Source organism: Shewanella sp. 38A_GOM-205m (assembly GCF_000518445.1).
GTDB classification, from domain to species: Bacteria; Pseudomonadota; Gammaproteobacteria; order Enterobacterales; family Shewanellaceae; genus Shewanella; species Shewanella algae.
Window position 1 is genome coordinate 154,216 of record NZ_JADP01000006.1, and the last position, 16,919, is coordinate 171,134.

15 protein-coding genes are annotated in these 16,919 nt (G+C 54.0%); 5 read left to right on the forward strand and 10 right to left on the reverse strand.

All coding sequences use genetic code 11. The features are described 5' to 3' along the window. Nucleotides 1-70: 70 nt before the first annotated feature. On the forward strand, nt 71-1,471 hold the full coding sequence (asnS, locus tag N512_RS0107820) for an asparagine--tRNA ligase (RefSeq protein WP_028779952.1): 1,401 nt from the start codon (nt 71-73) through the stop codon (nt 1,469-1,471). A 72-nt stretch (nt 1,472-1,543) separates the two neighbouring features. Here the strand turns inward: asnS and N512_RS0107825 are convergent, their stop codons facing one another. Genes N512_RS0107825 through N512_RS0107840 form a run of 4 tightly spaced genes read right to left on the reverse strand, consistent with a single transcriptional unit; the run spans nt 1,544 to nt 6,718 of the window. After that, on the reverse strand, nt 1,544-2,251 hold the full coding sequence (locus N512_RS0107825; RefSeq protein WP_231473538.1) for an ATP-binding cassette domain-containing protein: 708 nt from the start codon (nt 2,249-2,251) through the stop codon (nt 1,544-1,546). Further along, nucleotides 2,248-4,122 carry an ATP-binding cassette domain-containing protein gene (locus N512_RS24025; RefSeq protein ID WP_081737110.1) on the reverse strand — a complete coding sequence of 625 codons (1,875 nt, stop codon included), beginning with the start codon at nt 4,120-4,122 and terminating at the stop codon, nt 2,248-2,250. The genes N512_RS0107825 and N512_RS24025 overlap by 4 nt, the downstream gene beginning before the upstream one ends. Then, nucleotides 4,122-5,183: an ABC transporter permease gene (locus tag N512_RS22505; protein ID WP_081737111.1), complete on the reverse strand. Its 1,062-nt coding sequence runs from the start codon at nt 5,181-5,183 to the stop codon at nt 4,122-4,124. The genes N512_RS24025 and N512_RS22505 overlap by 1 nt, the downstream gene beginning before the upstream one ends. Further along, nucleotides 5,174-6,718, reverse strand: a complete 1,545-nt coding sequence (locus N512_RS0107840) for an ABC transporter substrate-binding protein (RefSeq protein WP_231473540.1) — start codon at nt 6,716-6,718, stop codon at nt 5,174-5,176. The genes N512_RS22505 and N512_RS0107840 overlap by 10 nt, the downstream gene beginning before the upstream one ends. 298 nt (nt 6,719-7,016) lie before the next feature. On the opposite strand from N512_RS0107840, the gene N512_RS0107845 reads away from it, so the two are divergent. The 3 genes from N512_RS0107845 (at nt 7,017) to N512_RS0107855 (ending at nt 10,101) form a co-directional block, all read left to right on the forward strand. After that, nucleotides 7,017-7,328 carry a hypothetical protein gene (locus N512_RS0107845; protein ID WP_028779955.1) on the forward strand — a complete coding sequence of 104 codons (312 nt, stop codon included), beginning with the start codon at nt 7,017-7,019 and terminating at the stop codon, nt 7,326-7,328. Nucleotides 7,329-7,355: 27 nt separating this feature from the next. After that, nucleotides 7,356-7,766: a nickel-responsive transcriptional regulator NikR gene (gene nikR / locus N512_RS0107850; RefSeq protein WP_025010297.1), complete on the forward strand. Its 411-nt coding sequence runs from the start codon at nt 7,356-7,358 to the stop codon at nt 7,764-7,766. Between the two features lie 385 nt (nt 7,767-8,151). Then, nucleotides 8,152-10,101 carry a TonB-dependent receptor plug domain-containing protein gene (locus tag N512_RS0107855; protein ID WP_081737113.1) on the forward strand — a complete coding sequence of 650 codons (1,950 nt, stop codon included), beginning with the start codon at nt 8,152-8,154 and terminating at the stop codon, nt 10,099-10,101. A gap of 95 nt (nt 10,102-10,196) precedes the next feature. Here N512_RS0107855 and N512_RS0107860 read toward each other — a convergent pair whose 3' ends face one another. The 6 genes from N512_RS0107860 to N512_RS0107890 all read right to left on the reverse strand — a co-directional run bounded on the left by N512_RS0107860 (nt 10,197) and on the right by N512_RS0107890 (nt 15,463). Next, complete coding sequence (locus tag N512_RS0107860) at nt 10,197-11,588, reverse strand: ATP-binding protein (RefSeq protein WP_028779957.1); 1,392 nt, start codon at nt 11,586-11,588, stop codon at nt 10,197-10,199. Further along, nucleotides 11,585-12,244 carry a response regulator gene (locus N512_RS0107865; RefSeq protein WP_025887320.1) on the reverse strand — a complete coding sequence of 220 codons (660 nt, stop codon included), beginning with the start codon at nt 12,242-12,244 and terminating at the stop codon, nt 11,585-11,587. The genes N512_RS0107860 and N512_RS0107865 overlap by 4 nt, the downstream gene beginning before the upstream one ends. A 163-nt stretch (nt 12,245-12,407) precedes the next feature. After that, nucleotides 12,408-13,340, reverse strand: a complete 933-nt coding sequence (locus N512_RS0107875) for an FAD:protein FMN transferase (protein WP_028779958.1) — start codon at nt 13,338-13,340, stop codon at nt 12,408-12,410. 57 nt (nt 13,341-13,397) lie between these two features. Further along, nucleotides 13,398-14,747, reverse strand: coding sequence for a DUF3570 domain-containing protein (locus tag N512_RS0107880; protein WP_037474468.1), 1,350 nt, complete (start codon nt 14,745-14,747; stop codon nt 13,398-13,400). Then, nucleotides 14,738-14,962, reverse strand: a complete 225-nt coding sequence (locus N512_RS0107885) for a DUF4266 domain-containing protein (protein ID WP_028779960.1) — start codon at nt 14,960-14,962, stop codon at nt 14,738-14,740. Before N512_RS0107885 ends, N512_RS0107880 begins: the two co-directional genes overlap by 10 nt. 3 nt (nt 14,963-14,965) lie before the next feature. Continuing rightward, nucleotides 14,966-15,463 (reverse strand): TlpA disulfide reductase family protein, encoded by a 498-nt coding sequence (locus N512_RS0107890; RefSeq protein WP_028779961.1) that lies wholly within the window; start codon nt 15,461-15,463, stop codon nt 14,966-14,968. A gap of 319 nt (nt 15,464-15,782) precedes the next feature. On the opposite strand from N512_RS0107890, the gene hyaA reads away from it, so the two are divergent. Next, nucleotides 15,783-16,919 carry a nickel-dependent hydrogenase small subunit gene (gene hyaA, locus N512_RS0107895; protein ID WP_028779962.1) on the forward strand — a complete coding sequence of 379 codons (1,137 nt, stop codon included), beginning with the start codon at nt 15,783-15,785 and terminating at the stop codon, nt 16,917-16,919.

Genomic DNA, 16,919 nt, shown 5'->3' on the forward strand with positions numbered 1-16,919 from the left:
ATTTCTGCTCTCGAACTATTTTCGGGGCCGAGTTGAAGCATAAAACGTTTCATTGGAGAACTAAGCAATAATGAGCATTGCATCTGTCGCATCTGTATTTAAAGGTGAGCATGCGGTCGGTTCACAGGTCACTGTACGTGGCTGGGTTAGAACCCGTCGTGATTCCAAGGCCGGCATCTCGTTTCTTGCCGTCTATGATGGTTCCTGTTTCGATCCTATCCAGGGCGTGGTGCCAAATAGCTTACCCAATTACAATGACGAAGTGCTGAAGCTCACTGCCGGCTGCTCCGTGATTGTCACAGGTGAAGTGGTTGAAAGCCCAGGCGCAGGCCAGGACTTTGAGCTGCAGGTAACTCAAGTGGAAGTCACAGGTTGGGTGGAAGATCCTGATACCTATCCTATGGCGGCCAAGCGCCACTCGGTTGAACACCTGAGGGAACTGGCGCACCTGCGTCCACGTACCAACATCATTGGCGCAGTGGCCCGGGTACGTAACTGCCTGTCACAGGCAATTCACCGTTTCTATCACGAAAACGGCTTTATCTGGGTATCTACCCCACTGATCACCGCCTCCGACTGTGAAGGCGCCGGTGAAATGTTCCGGGTATCGACGCTGGACATGGAAAACCTGCCACGTACCGCCGATGGCAAAGTGAATTACGAAGAAGACTTCTTCGGCAAAGAGGCATTTCTGACCGTATCGGGCCAGCTCAACGGCGAAACCTACGCCTGTGCCCTGTCAAAGATTTACACCTTTGGCCCTACTTTCCGCGCCGAAAACTCCAACACCAGTCGTCACCTGGCCGAGTTTTGGATGGTTGAACCGGAAGTAGCCTTTGCCGATCTGAACGATATTGCCGGTCTGGCGGAAGCCATGCTCAAGTACGCCTTCAAGGCGGTGCTGGAAGAGCGGATGGACGACCTGCAGTTCTTTGCCCAGCGCGTCGATAAAGGCGTGATTGAGCGTCTGGAGAACTTTGTCAGCAGTGACTTTGCCCAGGTGGATTACACAGATGCGGTTGAGATCCTCAAAAACTGCGGTAAGCAGTTTGAGTACGATGTCGAGTGGGGCATAGATCTGCAATCCGAGCATGAGCGTTATCTGGCCGAAGAGCACTTCAAGGCTCCTGTGGTAGTGAAGAACTATCCAAAAGATATCAAGGCCTTCTATATGCGTCTCAACGAAGATGGCAAGACAGTGGCGGCGATGGACGTATTGGCCCCCGGCATTGGTGAAATTATCGGTGGTTCACAGCGTGAAGAGCGTCTGGACGTACTGGATATGCGCCTAGCCGAGATGAATCTCAACAAGGAAGATTACTGGTGGTATAGAGATCTGCGCCGTTACGGCACCGTGCCTCACTCAGGTTTCGGTCTGGGCTTCGAGCGTCTGGTGTCTTACGTTACCGGTGTGTCCAACATCCGCGATGTGATCCCCTTCCCTCGCGCCCCAAGAAGCGCCAACTTCTAACGAACCCTTATCCAAAAAACGCGCCTCAGGGCGCGTTTTTTATTGGCTGAATATCAGTTTAACTACAGATTTTCACGCCGCCTTAAAGGGCTGCACTCTGTCGCAAACCGCGCCGAGCAAAGGTTTGTCGTGAGAGATCACCAGCAAGGTCAATTGCCTGTCACGGGCTATCTGCAACAGTTGTTGCCAAAGCCTTTGCTGACTCACCATATCGAGCTGGGCCGTGATTTCGTCACAGATAAGCAGCCGGGTTTCCGGCACCAGTGCTCTTAGAATATTGAGCCTTTGCAGCTCACCGCCGGAAAGGCCGCCGGGGCGTGATGCCAACCAGCGCCTGAATTCGGACTCGGTCACGCCGAGCATGGGCAAGAAATGAGCATAATCACGCCCTTGCCAACTCTCATTCAATGATTGCGCCAGGGTCAATCTGGGGTTGAACGCCTGCTCCGGCTGCTGGATAACCCACTGAATGGGTGAAGGGCGGCCGCGAACCTGCTTGAGCGCCTGACTGCACTCAAGCTTTCCCGCCGCAAGCGGCATCAAGCCTGTGAGTATCGCTGCCATGGTAGACTTGCCGCAGCCACTGTCACCCCAGATCCCGAGAATTTCGGCGTGATTAATGGCTATATCAGGCAGCTCAATAACCTTACTGCCCCGGTAAGCCAAGCCATCACTAAGCGAGAGCAGCGGCGATAACGATGCAGATGGCAAAGGCACGCTTTCAAGCTCCAAAGCAGAGCCGGACTGAGCCGGTTTTGTTTGCAAAGAATTCAGACTCATGCGCGCCTCCGACAAGGCGAGTTGTTGAAACTCTCCAGGCTGTCACCATGGGGCTTTTGTTGACTAGCAGGTTGACTAGCGGCTTGACTAGCAGATTGGCCAGTGAATTGACTAGCAGACTGGTTATCGAGTCGACTATTAAGTTGACTCTTGAGTTCGCTCTTTAGTTCAGCATCAGCCAAGCGACAGCTGCTTGCAGGCCAGTTTTCCGGCAATGCCGCCAGCAAGGTACGGCTGTAGCCGCCTTCGCACTCACACTTATCTCCCAACTTATGCCCGGCAAGACTCGCCCGCAGACTGGCGCTATCCGTCACCTCGGTGAGCCTGCCGCGGCGCAGCAGATACAGCTCGGCATCCAAGGCCAGCACGGCCCTGAGGTTATGACTGATAACCAGTACCGCCTTTGGGCTGGCGTCTAAACCCAGCCGCAGCTGCAAGGCGCCGCTGGCAAAGTCGTTAAGTAAGGCGTAAAGCTCAGTGGCAGCAAGCTCATCCAGACCGCAACAAGGCTCATCGGCCAGCAATAGATCCGGCGCTTGCAATAGGGCCTGGGCCAATAATACCCGCCGGGCCATACCGCCGGAGAGCATGGGGGGATAAGCCGCCAAGATCTCCGCTGTAATACCCAGTTCGTCATACAAAGCCTGCCGGTAAGGGCGCATGGCGTCATCACAGTACCAGTCAAGCAATTCGCTTATCTTAATGTTGGCGTCCAGCACCTGGGTACTCTGAGCGCAGAGCGCCGTCTTCTGTGGCCGCATCAAACCAGCGCATTGCATGACTATGCCCTTTGGCAAACTGCCCATGATAGCCAGCGCCAGCAAGCTCTTACCGGCGCCGCTCTCCCCCAGCACTGCAGTAACCTGTCCTGGTGTCACCTCAATATTGAGCCCATCCAGCAAGGTTCTGCCACAGTTATCCTTAAGCGTTAAATCTGTCACTTGGGTATGAATGGAAACAACGGGTTTAACATCGCTTGAGGAAAGTAAATCACCCTTAGATCTCAAGGCATTAGTGCCCAGTAACTTAGGCGCCGCCATACCATCTCTGGCAAACTTGATCAGGTTTTCGGCAAGCTTTGACAGCAACAGAACAAAACTCAGCAGCAAGAGCCCGGGGAACAGCGCCAGCCACCATTGACCAAGCAACAGATAACGATTGGCCTCAGCCAGCAGTTCGCCCATGGAGGGCGCGTTGCTGTCGAGGCCAAAGCCAAGAAAGCTCAGCGCCGCGACATGGAGCAAGGCATGCGGAAACAAGTTGAGCCCGCCAATCAGCCACTGCGGCATGATATGAGGCCATAAGTGGCGCATGCGAGAGCTGAGCCTGGAGCCGCCAAACCCCAGCGCCAAACTGACATAGGGCTGGGCCAGGATTTCATCCATTTCCAGTAAGAGTAAACGGGTCAGTCTTGGCCAGTGGCTCAAAGCCAGGGCCGCAATCACCCCATATTCCTGGCCGCCAAAGGCCAGCGCCAGCAAGATCAGCAGCAACAGATGTGGCAGCGACATACAGAGATCGCAACCTAGTAATACAGCGTGGCGCCATCTGGATCCGGTTTGTGCCAACAAGGCCAGCAGCAGTGCCAGCGAGCTGCTGAGCAGTACCGCCAGCGCGCCTATCCACAGACTTTTGAGCATGGCCGCGCCGCTGCGCTCGGCCATATCACGCCCAAGCCAATCCGTTCCCATGGGATGAGTCCAGGATGGCCCCTGACTCTTGGCCAGCAGGTTAAGCTCACTGGCATGGTTGCCAAATAACAAGCATAGTGCCGTCAGCAAGAGAAGTCCGCAAACCGGCCAAATCCAGATGGCGACGCGGCGGGCATCCTTTGCCTGAAGGCTTTTCAAATAGAGCGTTAAACCGCCCATCACGCCTGCACCCCAGCGGCATGAGTTGAACCCCCACTGAGCCTGCCGCGCTGCAATCTGGCGCTGATAAGCTCGGCGGCCAGGTTACCGCAAAACACAAACAGCGCCGAAAACAGGGTAATCCCCATCAGCAAGGGCGCATCGTTGCCGAGTCCGGCCTTGACCAAGGCGCTACCGAGTCCGGGAAAGTTGAACACGGTTTCGGCGAGAATAGAGCCGCCGAAAAGCTCGGCAAAAGAAGCAAAGTGCAGCACTATCGCAGGTTTCAAGCTATTGGCAAAGATATGCTTCTTGAATACCGCAAGACGACCTTTACCATGACTTTGGGCATATCCCACATATTCGTTGTGGTAGAGATCCAGTACCTTTTCCCGGGTGTGCAGCACCAAGGGCGATAGCTGGCTCAGCGTCAGTACAGTCAACGGCAAAGCAAGATGCAACAACATGCTGCCAAGGCTCTGCTCGGTAAAACTCAGCCCAAGCGGCGCAGCGCAGCACACGGGCGTCCAGGCCAGAGTGACAGAGAACAGGCTTATCATTATCATCGCCAACCAAAATGACGGAATGCTCGAAAGCAGCCAGGCAAAGCGTCTCAGCCAGCGATCGCAGAGACTCCCTTCGGTGATGGCACACAGCAGTCCTAGGCCATAACCAAACAGCAGCGCCAATCCCCAGGAGAGCGCCATCAACAGCAGAGACAGCGGCAAGCGCTCGGCAATCACCTCAGAAACGCTCTGGCGAAACACCAGGCTCTGTCCCATATCGCCACTCAGCAGCGCGGAAAAGTAGCTGGTGATCTGCTGCCAGAGTCCGGTGTCCAACCCCAGCTCGCGGATCATCTGGGTGCGCTGGGCATCGGATACCGCCAGCAGGTTACCGCCAAGGTAGTGGATTAAGGGATCGAGCGGCGATAATGACAAGAGCACAAACGCCAACAAACAAGCAAACAGTAACAGCAGCGCAAGCCGTATTGAACGCAGCAAGGCGCCACGCCAGCAGACTGACGACCACTTTTGAGGCGCTATCGGCTCGCTGGCTGACGCTGGTGATTTCACGGACATTGCCAGCGCCACTGGTTGATATTATTGGTGATCGGCCAGCCATGGCCATGGGGCTCAACCAAGGGCTGCCCAAGGTACAAACACGGATTGGCGGCATACAGATGCTGCAGATTAACCAACCAGCTCCAGGGCACATCCTGGCTTATCTGCTGCTGCGCCTGCTGCCAGAATGCAATTGCGCTATCAACAGAATCTGCCTCGCGAGCCTTTTCCAGCGCCTTATCCACCAGCGGGTTTTGATAGTAGCCTGAATTGAAATAGCCTTTGCCGGCATTGCGACTGTCGTAGATAAGCGCCATCTCATTGGCAGAAAGGCTACCAAAGCCAAAGAGTACCGGCGCCTTATGCATCACTCGATAGATGTTTTCCCAGCTGTCCGCCTTGGGCTCCACCTCGAACCCGGCCATTCTGGCCATCTGGGCACTGGCCAGCGCCAACTGCTCACGTATGCTGTCACCGGCCAGATAGTAGAGCGGGAATGTCAGCCGTCGCCCATTCTTTTCGCGAATGCCGTCTGCTCCCGGTAACCAACCGGCATTGGCCAAGAGTTCAGACGCTTTGAGTAAACGCTGCTTCAAATCCCAGTCGGCCCAACCAGGAACCGCGCCGCCCCATGGCAAGTCATCGGCAATTGACCAGGCAGGTCTTGCATACCCTCCCAGCAAGCCATCGACAAGTTGCTGGCGGTCGATCACCATATCGAAGGCTTGGCGCACCGCCAATTCACTGGTGACAGGGTTATCTTCTGCTCGCATCGGCCAGGCAATGCCGCGGTTATCGACGCTGGTTTGTGACCACAGGCGATAATTGCCCTGCTCCATCAGGGCATCGGCATATCTGGGTGCCAGCGCCGAGAGTTGCAACTGCCCGGTTCTGAGCATGGCAAAGCGGCTGTCTTCGTCGGCAAAGACGATGACCAATTTGTCGAAAAAGGGTTTTTTCAGCAACGGGTTGTCGGGATCGGCACTCTGATATCTGGGGTTGGCTTCCAGGATCAACTGCTGCCCCTTATCCCAGCGGCGCATTTTATAGGGCCCCGAGCCTATGGGATGCTGACCATAATCCGGGCCGTAACTGTCGCTTGGCACTATCGCCAACTCTGCCAAGGTATCGATAAAGCCAATATCAGCCTGCTTGAGGGTGAATTCGACTTGCAGTTCAGACTTTTGCTCCACCCAGGCAAGATTGGACAAGTCCTGCATGCCTGCTCCTTTTCTGGCGAGCTCAAAGATAAAGGCGACATCCTCTGCATTAAGCGGGCTGCCGTCACTGAACACCAGATTGGGCCTCAGGGTTACTGTCCATTTGAGCCTGTCCGGGCTCAGGGTCCAATCACTGGCGAGATCGCCGATAAACTCACCACCGCCGGCGCGGCGCAGCAAGGCTGATTGAATAAGCGGATTATTGTAACGCCCCCAGCCAAGGATGGGGTCAAAGCCACCATCAGGCTCGGCGCCCAGCACCATAACCAAAGGCTTTGGGCTATTGGAAGCATCTACAGAGGAAGGCAATACAGCAAGCAGCGAAGTGCACAATAAAGCGCCCAAACCAAGTAAACGACCAGGCTTTGACAATGGCTGCCCGTGCCATAGAGGAGGCTTGCCTTGATTGCGTTGGGAATTGCTTGAAAGAGATGAAAACAACACCTGAGACTCCCCGAAAATGGTGAAACCCTGCCAGTGACGCTTGTTGATTGGCTGGAGCCTTGGTTTGTTGTTATCACCCAAACCGGTAAAACCGGCTTGTTGTTACTCAATCATAACAAAGGTTAAGGCTGGCAGCCTGGACACGGCCCAAGCCGAATTTGCACGACCGTAAGTTGGATAAGCTGCGATGACCTTGCTCAAAAGTACCTTTTTATTAGAGTCTCTTTATCAAGAAGGTTTGCTCACATACAAGACAGCCGGTGACTGTGCGGGTTATGTGCAACTTCAACTCCGGGTACCATGGGCTTTTGGCTATCAGGATCTGGAGATTACGGTCTGGATCCGGCCAAATATTACGAATAATTTTTTCGTAACACTACTCCCATTCCCCTCGGTGCAACAGCATAAAAAAACGCCAAAAGCAAAAAGTTTGCTTCAGATCACACCCGCCGAGAAGGAAAAAGACATTTTGTGGCAAAGCTTGTGTAAGCTCTATTGATTAAAGGTGTTTTTCAAAGAGACAGCCATGACAGATGAAACCCAACGCTTTACCGTTTCCCTCCCCCAGTCGTTATTTGAAGAGATAGAAACTGACAGCCGCGAGCGTGGCTATCAATCCCGCTCCGAGTATATCCGCGATCTGTTTCGCGACAGGATAGTCGATAAGCAGTGGAACAACAGCGTGGAAGACGTTGTCGGCGTACTGACTCTGGTGTTTGACCATCACCAAAGAGGCCTGACTGAAAAACTGATTGAGATCCAACACCACCATCTGGTGCATGTGCTCTGCAGCACCCATGTCCATATAGATCACCACAGATGTTTGGAAACCATTATCCTCAAAGGGCAAGCCTCTGAGGTGAATAAACTGGTCAATCAAATCGCCGCCCTGAAAGGCGTTAACCTTGCCCGTTTGAGCCGCGCGGGTATCATCTAGTTTCAGCTCTTGGACCTTCTCCAGACACTTTTCCCTAACGCCGGGCAAACCTTCTTGCCCGGCAGAAACGTCAGCGACACTGAAAACCCAATCCTTTCCAGCCGTTAAACCATAAGCCTGACATGGCAGCAACTTGCAACCGAATCTTGCAACGCTGACGGCAAGGCCTGAGTATTACGAATATAAAATTTTTCATACTCATTGTTGAGAATTTGATCTGCCTCAACAAATCCCTTGGCTGAGTTTCTATAATCATCGCCGTATTAATAAGCGATGTAACTTAGCGCACTCATACAAATCACACCTTTTTGAATGCGCGGCAATGGAAAGTTAACCCTGTTAACTGTTGCCAAATCTTCACTCAGTCTTTTTAAGGACTATTGAGATGTTTATAAGTTACTCTTTTAAGCGGGCACTGCCTTGGTTGCCCTTTGGTATTATTGCCGCCAATACACTGCTGGTGCCGGTTGGCCAGGCCGATGAAGCCATGGAGATCATCGCCGTCAACGGCACCCGCTATCAGGATGATTCTGTGTTGGCTCTAAGCCATACAGGCCAGAGTCTGACGGTTATCAGCCGCGACATGATAGTGTCGGCCGGTGCGGTGGACATCAACGAAATCCTCAACCAGTTTGTGCCAGGGCTCTTTGCCAATGGCCGTAATGGCCGCCATACGGATACCGACTACTCGCTTCAGGGCAGTCGCCCTGTGGATATACTCTGGTTACTGGACGGCAACCGCCTCAATAACCGCCTCTATGGCTCCACCTATACCGACAGCATTAACCCCATGATGATAGAACGCATTGAGGTGATCAAAGGCGCTCAGGGTTTGATCTACGGCTCGGATGCCATCGCCGGAGTGGTCAACATCATTACCCGCGACAGTCATGGCGAGCAAGGTGGAGAAGTCAACTTAAGCGCCGATACCCTCACCAGCTATGATCTCGGCGCTTATGTCAGTGGCGGCAGCGATACTCTAAGCTACAGCCTCAGCGGCAGCTCCAGTCAATCGGACGGTTATGCATTCTGGGAAGATGACGAGTACTCGCCGGTCGCCGCAGAGGATAAAGACCGGGGTTATCGCATGATGAATATAGGTGGCAAACTCAATTGGCAACCCTCTGCCCAGCACAAAATCACCCTGTTCGGCCAATACAATAATGGCGTATTGGAGCGGCCTCTGGCCTACAGCGCCATCGTCTCGGAGAACGAGCGCAAACAGACACTGGCCTGGCTCGGCTGGCAATATCAAGCAACGGATAAGCTGAGCCTGGAGACCCGGCTTCACTATCAAAACTGGGACTCCTATTACTCTGAAATTACCCTGGAGCCGGATGGCAGCATGACTATCCCCTACCGGGATGCCTACTGGGGCTTTACCGACAAGGGCGCCAAGGTCAGCGGTCGTTATCAGGCAGATTCGGGGGACAGCTGGCTCGGCGGCATCGAGTGGCAAAGCTATTATGGCGCAGATGAAGTGATGGAGCTGCAAGCGCCCACCGACGATACCAAGGCCGCCTTTTTGCAATACAAGCCGCATTTTTCCGCCCTGCCCGGCACAGTGCTGGCGTTGGGGCTCAGGTATAACCGCCTGGCCAACAATGAAGATAAATGGGTGGCTTCACTGGGACTTGAACAGGAGCTTGGACAAAATTGGCAACTGAAAGCCGCCGTGGGCAATGGTTTTCGGCAACCCACTTCATCTGAGCTCTGGGCCAAGGTCGGTACTCTGGGCAACCCTGAACTTGAGAGTGAAGAGAGTATCAACACCAATCTGACCTTGGTCTATCAAGGCGACTTTACTTTCAGTGTCGAGGCTTACTGGCGCGAAACCGACAACCTGGTGGATAAACGGGAAATCGCCACCAATGTCTGGCAGTACGCCAACCTGGATGGCAAGGTTCGGGGTCAGGGGGTGGATATTCAATACATCATGAACCCGGCACAGGGCTGGCAACTTGAGTTATCCGGCAGTTATAACCGTGCCCGCGAGCGCGGCAAGGATCAGCAGATAGAGCGGATCCCGCAATACATGGGCTTTGCCCGCCTCAGTTGGGATGCCACTGATTCACTGAATCTTTATCTGCAGGGACGTTATGTCGGCGAGTTTACCGATTATGGCCTCAAGGCCGGCGACTATCTGCTGACAGGCATAGGCGCCGACTGGTGGTTGACCGCCAGCCAAAACCAGCAGTTAACACTGCGGATAGATAACCTGTTTGATGAGGACAACACCAGCGCTATTTTCAAACATGGGCACAAGGCCGAGTACCCTATCCCCACTCTGGGCGCACCGCGTACGGCGCAGCTAATCTACCGTTATCTGTTCTGATGTGTTGCCTTCTTTAAAAGCGAGCCGCAGCCACGTTGGAGGCTGCGGCTTTTTCTTTCTGCTCGGCTGATTACTTATTTTTGCTCGACTAACTCTTAGCCAGGCAAAATGATCCGTACATCCAATCCACGTTCGATGCCCGGCTGAATACTCAACTTACCCTTATGCAACTCGACAATTTGAGCACTGATAGACAGGCCAAGACCGGCGCCGGGAACTGACTCATCGGCAATCCGGAAAAAGCGCTCAGTCAACTGCCGACACTGCTCCAATGGCAGGCCGGGCCCTGAGTCCAGCACCTGGATAACCACTTGTTTGCTCTCTTGGCGCCCCTCTTGCCAGCAACTGACTTTGATTGGCTGATCTTTGCCCGAATACTTACAGGCATTTTCCAGCAGGTTTTTCAGCACCAGTTTCATATAGAAGGGATCGACACTGACACTCACCTCTTCCGGCAATTCCAGCTGCCAACTGTAATCGGCAATCAGCGGCAGCAGTTGATCCAGCACTTCCTGCACCATTACCGCCACCGGCGTTTGCGCCACTTCCAGCTCGGACAGGGATTCCACCCGAGACAGCAACAGCAACTGCTCTACCATATGGGTCATCTGGCCAATGCCTGTGTCTATGGCATTGAGGTGCAGCTGCTGCTCGGCCTCAGTCTTGGCCTGTTGCCAGCCCTGACGGTGCAGTTTAATGACCGCCAGCGGGGTTTTGAGTTCATGCGCCGCATCGGCGCTGAAACGCCGCTCCCGCGCCAGATTATCGCTGATGCGGGTGATATAGGTATTGAGCGCGTCCTGCACAGGTACCAACTCTTTGGGCAGTTGCAACGCCAGCGGCCGCATATCCGCAGGGCTGCGGAGTTTGAGCCTGGCCGCCAGGCTCTCCAGCGGTTGCAGCAACCAATAGGAGAGAAACACCATCAGCAACGCCACTGCCGGCACCACCAACGCCGGGCCGATAAAGCTGTTGCCCATGATCTGCTCCACCAGCTCACCGCGCACATCGTCTCTTTGGCCGGTAATGATCCATACGCCCAGCTCATCGGAGAAATAGCTGAGCAGATGCCAAAGCTCACCCTGGTAATAACGCTTGTGGTAACCGCGCTCAAATGGCGCCATGGGCTCAATGTCGCTGTTATCCGACCTTGCCATCAGTTGTTTGGCCGGGGTCCACATCTGATAGGCAAGTTTCAGCTCATAACTCAGCTCAGTGGCATCGGCCTGTTCAGTAAAGGTATTAACCTTGCCCGGGTTTACACTCAGGATCAGTGGGTTTTCCAACATATCCAGGCGATGATCCCGCCCCTGGGCACCATAGAACATCTCCAGCATCTTGGCACTTTGCAGCATCTGGGCATCGAACAGTTCCTCTATCTGGCGGCGAGAGTCCTGGGTGTTGAGGTAACTGCTGATACCTACCGAGAGGCAGATGCCAAGCAGCATCAATGCCATCATCACCAGACGCAGGGATACCCGGCTCATTCTACGGCCACCAAGGTATAGCCTATGCCGCGCACTGTCTTGATAAGCTCATTGGCGGTTTTTTTACGCAGGTGATGAATATGCACCTCAATGGAATTACTGCCGACCTCATCCCAACCATAAGTCAGCTGCTCAAGCTGATTGCGGCTGAGCACCCTGCCACTGGACTGGGCCAGTTCAAGCAGTAATTGATATTCGCGCCGCGACACCTGAATATGATGGCCGCGAAACAGCACCTGATGAGCATCCATATCGATAACCAGTGCCCCCACTTCCAAACGGTTTTGATTCAGACCATGTTGCCGTCTGACAATCGCCTTGATTCTGGCCACCAGCTCCCGCACATCGAAGGGTTTGGCCAGATAGTCATCGGCGCCGAGATCCAAGCAGGCAAGCTTGGTATCAAAGTCGGTGTTGGCGGTCAACACTATGGTCGGGGTATCTATGCCGCGGCGGCGCCATTGGGTCAGTAGTTGGCGGCCATTGCCATCAGGCAAGCCCAAATCCAGCACTATGGCACTGAAGGTTTCATTAATCACAGCCGCCTCGGCTTGTTTGATACTGGTGACGTGATCCACCTGCATATCCAACTTGGCAAGGCTAAGCAATATCCCCTGAGCCAACAACTCATTGTCTTCTATCAGCAATATTCTCATGGGTATAACATCCGGTTTAGGTTGCCCCTATTTCGCAGCAGCGGCGCGCCTGTGTCAAGCTGAAGGCAAGAATCAAGCGGCCCAAAAAAAGCTCAAATGGCAGCATAGTTACAAATACAAAGAGGAGGCTGCTGATTTCGGCAATCGCGCCTCATTGAAGCGGTTATCTGATGACGCTGTACTCCAGCTGCTGCGCCTTGAGAAAATCTTCTGCCGCCGCGCCCTTTAATATGGCGAGGGTCGCCAACATGCCTGCCGTGATGCAGCTCGCGGCCTGAACCGTCACACTACGGGGCGCGCCCTGCACAGGGTAACCGCTACGGGGATCCAGGATATGACCATAGCGGCGCCCCTGATGTTCAATAAAGCGGCGACTGTCACCACTGGTGGCCAATGCGCCCATGTTGAGCGATATCAGCTCCGCTGCCCGGTCAAGATTGGCAGGGTCTTCAATCCCCACCTGCCAACATCTGTTACCACTGACGGCGATATCGCCACCGAGATTGACCAGCACCTCGGTGGTTGAGGCCTGGGTCATGCACAGCCCGGCAACCCTATCGGCGGCATATTCTTTTACCAGGCCGCCGAAGTCCAACGCCATGGCCTCTGGCAGCATAACCCAGGGCGGCTCTGTTATTTCTTGGACGCTTTTGTCTTCGGCCCTGTCATCAAAATGGGGACTGAACTTGAGGTGTTGAAAGCCCACCCGGGACAAGGCATTTTTGATATCAGTCGAGCTCGGCAACGAAGTTTCTGACCTATTTCCCTTTTCAAAACACCAGAGCGCGAGCAGGGGGCCAGCGGTGATATCAAATAAGCCCTCACTAAGTTGCCAGCAACGTTTGGCAAACTGCAGCAACGCCACCGCCTCGCTGTCCAGCATAAAAGGCGCTCCGGCTGAATGATTGAGCCGCCATAGCCAGTTGCCCGCTAAAAAGCGGCTGTACTTCTGCTCAAGCCTTTGGCATTCCGTGATAGCGGCTTGAGTGAGGCTGAGCGCCAAACGCTCGTCACCGCTTGCAATAAGCAGCTCGCAGGGGCTGGCCATAGCGCGAAAACGGCCACGGAAACCAAAGTCGGTACGGCTAAGGCTCATCTCTGGCGCTGAGGAGTGACTCTTGGTCAAAGGCTGCTTCCCTCTACTTTCTGTTGATTAAAAGCGGTAGCTGAGCTGGGCAATCACCGCCCTGAGCCTTGGAAACAGCTGCATATTGCCAAGCTCACCGGGCAATAAGGTGCCGTTGTTTTCACTCTGCTGCTGATAATATTCCAGGCGGTAACTGAGCTCGCGACCCTCGCCGAGCTTATGTCCGAGCTTAACTCCGACCGTATAGGCTTGCAGCTCACCAAGGCGGTGGTCTGCGCTGGCGAATTCAGCTGAATAGCCGGGGATTGAGCCCTCATTCTGGAGCAACAAGGGCCGATAAAAGGATGCCGCACTCTGGCGGTAATAGCGCAGATGCAATTGGCCATAGAAGCCATCAGAGAAATAGTGCCTGAAGTGACTTTCCAGCGTATGGGAATCCAGTTGCCAATCATCAAAAGTGTAGCGCCAGGAAAGATCCAGCACGCCCCTATTGAGCGCTCCCTTGAGCAGCAAAAACAGGCTCTGCTTTTGCCGTGAGTCCGGCCTGGATTCATAAAGGTAACTCTGGGTGACACCCAGATTGTCCACCAGGCTCAGCACCTTGTAGGGGTCTGTCTGGTACCCCTTAACCAGGGAAAAACCATAGTTGCCCTGCAGCAGCCAGCGACGGTTGAGCACCTGGGTAAAACCCAGCAGCAGATCCAGGGTTTGCTTATGATCCGAGCCACCCTCTCTACTGGCCTCAAAGGCTTGTCTGAATGCCGTTTCCGAGTCGTAGTCCACTCTTCTTGCCATGGTTGCAAGCGGCAAAGGTCGGCCGCCGACCGGATCTATGGTATCCAGGCCATAAGCCAACGCCAGGGAAGCGGTACTGTTGTTCTTGTTGAAGCTATGCTCCAGCGCGCCATTGACGCCGAGCGAAGTGTAATCATATTCCCGTGAGCCATAAACGCCGCCGGCCAGCTGCCAGCTATTTTCGAAGAGCTTGTACCAATCGGCACTCAGTTGCAGCCGCTTATCATCAAAGCTGTCATCCAACACCTGCTCACCGGCGGCTATCTGATATTCGCCGTTGCCGGAAGGCCGGGTCAGAGTTTGGCTCTGTTGCTGCATTACGGCGCCCGTGGCTGATGCGCCGCTCAGGCTGTCGAACACCAATTTGATATCCAGGCCGCTGCTATCATCAAATTCGCCTTTGGCCAGCAGTACCCCTTCAAGAGTCGTCACCCTGTCCTGCTCGCCGTAAAACATCAACGCGGCTTCCAACTGCCAATCGGTAGCCTTGTCAGCACTTTTATCCGGGAAGCTGAGGTTATTGTCTGCGGCATACGTCGCACCACTGGCAAGCAGTGAGCTACTGGCCAGTGTCAGCGCTGCGGCAATATTGGTTTCACCCTTTTGCCGCTTCAATTGCATCCGCAGCCTCCTCCGGCGAATGCGCGGCCGCCACTGGCTCCCTCTTTACTGAAGTAGATATGATCGTCCAGCGCCAAGTCCAGCCTTTCGTGTGCCAGCGACATATCCTCTCTCGCCAACTGATCCCGCTCCCAAGGTTCAACCCCGAGTTGAGCACAAGCTGTCAACCCAAGAGTGGCAATAAGCGATAAGCCCAATAAACGAATCCTACGCATCTGTTACTCCTTTAACGCACGCTTGAGTTCAGCCTCATACTGGCTTTGTCGCTCGGTGAAAAAACCAACATGGCTACCGAGCAGTTTTCCATCCCGGTCAAATAGAAAACTTGAGGGCATCCCCTGTAAATCCAGTCTGCGCGCCAGTCGCCCTTCAGGGTCATAAAGCACATCAAAGTCGGCATCCAGTTGCTGGAGAAACTCTCTACCTAATTGGGAGTCAGTGTCCAGATTCACCGCGATTATGGCGAGGTCCGTCTCTCGGTATTTGTGATGCATCTGCTGCATCCAGGGGAACGATTTGCGACATGGCGCACACCACGAGGCCCAGAAGTCCAAATAAATCACCTTACCCTTATAGTCATTGAGGCTGACTTGAGTGCCATCATCACGGCTTAACGCCAGCGCCAATGGGGACTGCAGCGTTTTTGCCTGTCCCAAACCACAAATAAGCAACATGAGTATCACAAATGGCAGTTGCGACAGTTTTTTGACCTTCATCAGTTGGTTCCTCGACGTAAACTTGCAGTCTGTGGCTGTTACTTTAAAAAAACAGCCATAAAACGGATAGATAAGGATTTTAAGTTTGCCAATCAGTAAATCTTAAATGCTCAAAAAGAGATAGTTGGACAATTTGTCCACTATTAACAAAGCCATTTTGATCCCGATCATGTAATGAAAAAGTAAACATATCAAAAATCACACCCAGACAGAAATCTTGATGCATATCAACTTTAATGAGTCAGTTGCGACCTACACTCATAGGCGTGATTTGTGTGAGTTAAAAGCTATTACATTCTTATAAATAAAAGGTTCAACCATGGACACACATGCAGCCCTTTACGAGCAAGGACGGCAACGGCTGGAGAAATTGCGTCAGCTGCCCGCCCGCCAGGACAAATCTTTACAGGAACGTATGCTGGATCACGGCCTGACCCGCCGTGACTTTATGAAGTGGAGTGCATCGGTTACCGCCATGCTGGCGTTGCCCTTGCCCTTCTCCAACCTGGTGGCCGAGGCTGCCGAACTGGCCGATCGGGTACCTCTGATTTGGTTACATCTGGCCGAGTGCACAGGTTGCTCCGAATCTCTGGTGCGTGCCGACACGCCTAATCTGGATTCGTTGATCTTTGATCATATCTCGCTGGAATACCACGAGACCCTGATGGCTGCCGCTGGCTGGCAAGCAGAAGAGAATCTTGAGCACGCCTTGGAAGCTTATAAGGGCAACTACCTGCTGGCGGTTGAAGGGGCAGTGCCAACGGCCAATAACGGCGCCTTCTTAACGGTCGGCTGTAAGGGCCATACCGGGCTTGAAATCATCAAGCATGCCGCCGAAGGCGCTGCCGCGATAATTTCCGTGGGTACTTGCGCCGCCTTCGGTGGAGTTCAAGCCGCCGCGCCCAACCCAACCGGTGCCAAGGGTGTCCATGAAGTGGTCAACAAGACGGTCATCAACCTGGGTGGCTGCCCACCGAGTGAAAAGAATATTGTCGGCACCCTGATGTACTTCATCATGTTCGGCAAGCTCCCTGCCCTGGACATGTTCAATCGGCCCAAGTGGGCCTATGGTGCCAGGGTGCACGACAATTGCGAACGCCGCGGCCGTTTCGACGCCGGTGAATTTGTCGAGGAATTCGGCGATACCGGTGCCAAAGAAGGCTATTGCCTCTACAAGGTAGGCTGTAAGGGCCCTTACACCTACAACAACTGCCCGACCGAGCGCTTCAATCACCATACCAGTTGGCCTGTGCTGGCCGGTCATGGCTGCATGGGCTGCTCTGAGCCCAACTTCTGGGATGATATGGCTGACTTTGAAAAACCTCTTGGCAGACAACTGCTGCATGGCCTGGATGCCACCGCCGATACCATAGGCGCTGTCATTCTCGGTGCCACTGTGGTGGGTATCGGCGCCCATGCGGTTGCCAGTCTGTTTGCCGGTTCGAAGGAGGATTAA

Bases quoted from the DNA above. Each gene is read 5' to 3' on its own strand.
- N512_RS0107825 (WP_231473538.1), bottom strand. From the start codon at position 2,251: ATGAGTCTGAATTCTTTGCAAACAAAACCGGCTCAGTCCGGCTCTGCT.
- nikR (WP_025010297.1), top strand. From the start codon at position 7,356: ATGACAGATGAAACCCAACGCTTTACCGTTTCCCTCCCCCAGTCGTTA.
- N512_RS0107855 (WP_081737113.1), top strand. From the start codon at position 8,152: ATGTTTATAAGTTACTCTTTTAAGCGGGCACTGCCTTGGTTGCCCTTT.
- N512_RS0107880 (WP_037474468.1), bottom strand. From the start codon at position 14,747: ATGCAATTGAAGCGGCAAAAGGGTGAAACCAATATTGCCGCAGCGCTG.
- N512_RS0107875 (WP_028779958.1), bottom strand. From the start codon at position 13,340: ATGAGCCTTAGCCGTACCGACTTTGGTTTCCGTGGCCGTTTTCGCGCT.
- N512_RS0107890 (WP_028779961.1), bottom strand. From the start codon at position 15,463: ATGAAGGTCAAAAAACTGTCGCAACTGCCATTTGTGATACTCATGTTG.
- N512_RS0107865 (WP_025887320.1), bottom strand. From the start codon at position 12,244: ATGAGAATATTGCTGATAGAAGACAATGAGTTGTTGGCTCAGGGGATA.
- N512_RS0107885 (WP_028779960.1), bottom strand. From the start codon at position 14,962: ATGCGTAGGATTCGTTTATTGGGCTTATCGCTTATTGCCACTCTTGGG.
- N512_RS22505 (WP_081737111.1), bottom strand. From the start codon at position 5,183: ATGTCCGTGAAATCACCAGCGTCAGCCAGCGAGCCGATAGCGCCTCAA.
- N512_RS0107845 (WP_028779955.1), top strand. From the start codon at position 7,017: ATGACCTTGCTCAAAAGTACCTTTTTATTAGAGTCTCTTTATCAAGAA.
- N512_RS24025 (WP_081737110.1), bottom strand. From the start codon at position 4,122: ATGGGCGGTTTAACGCTCTATTTGAAAAGCCTTCAGGCAAAGGATGCC.
- hyaA (WP_028779962.1), top strand. From the start codon at position 15,783: ATGGACACACATGCAGCCCTTTACGAGCAAGGACGGCAACGGCTGGAG.
- N512_RS0107860 (WP_028779957.1), bottom strand. From the start codon at position 11,588: ATGAGCCGGGTATCCCTGCGTCTGGTGATGATGGCATTGATGCTGCTT.
- asnS (WP_028779952.1), top strand. From the start codon at position 71: ATGAGCATTGCATCTGTCGCATCTGTATTTAAAGGTGAGCATGCGGTC.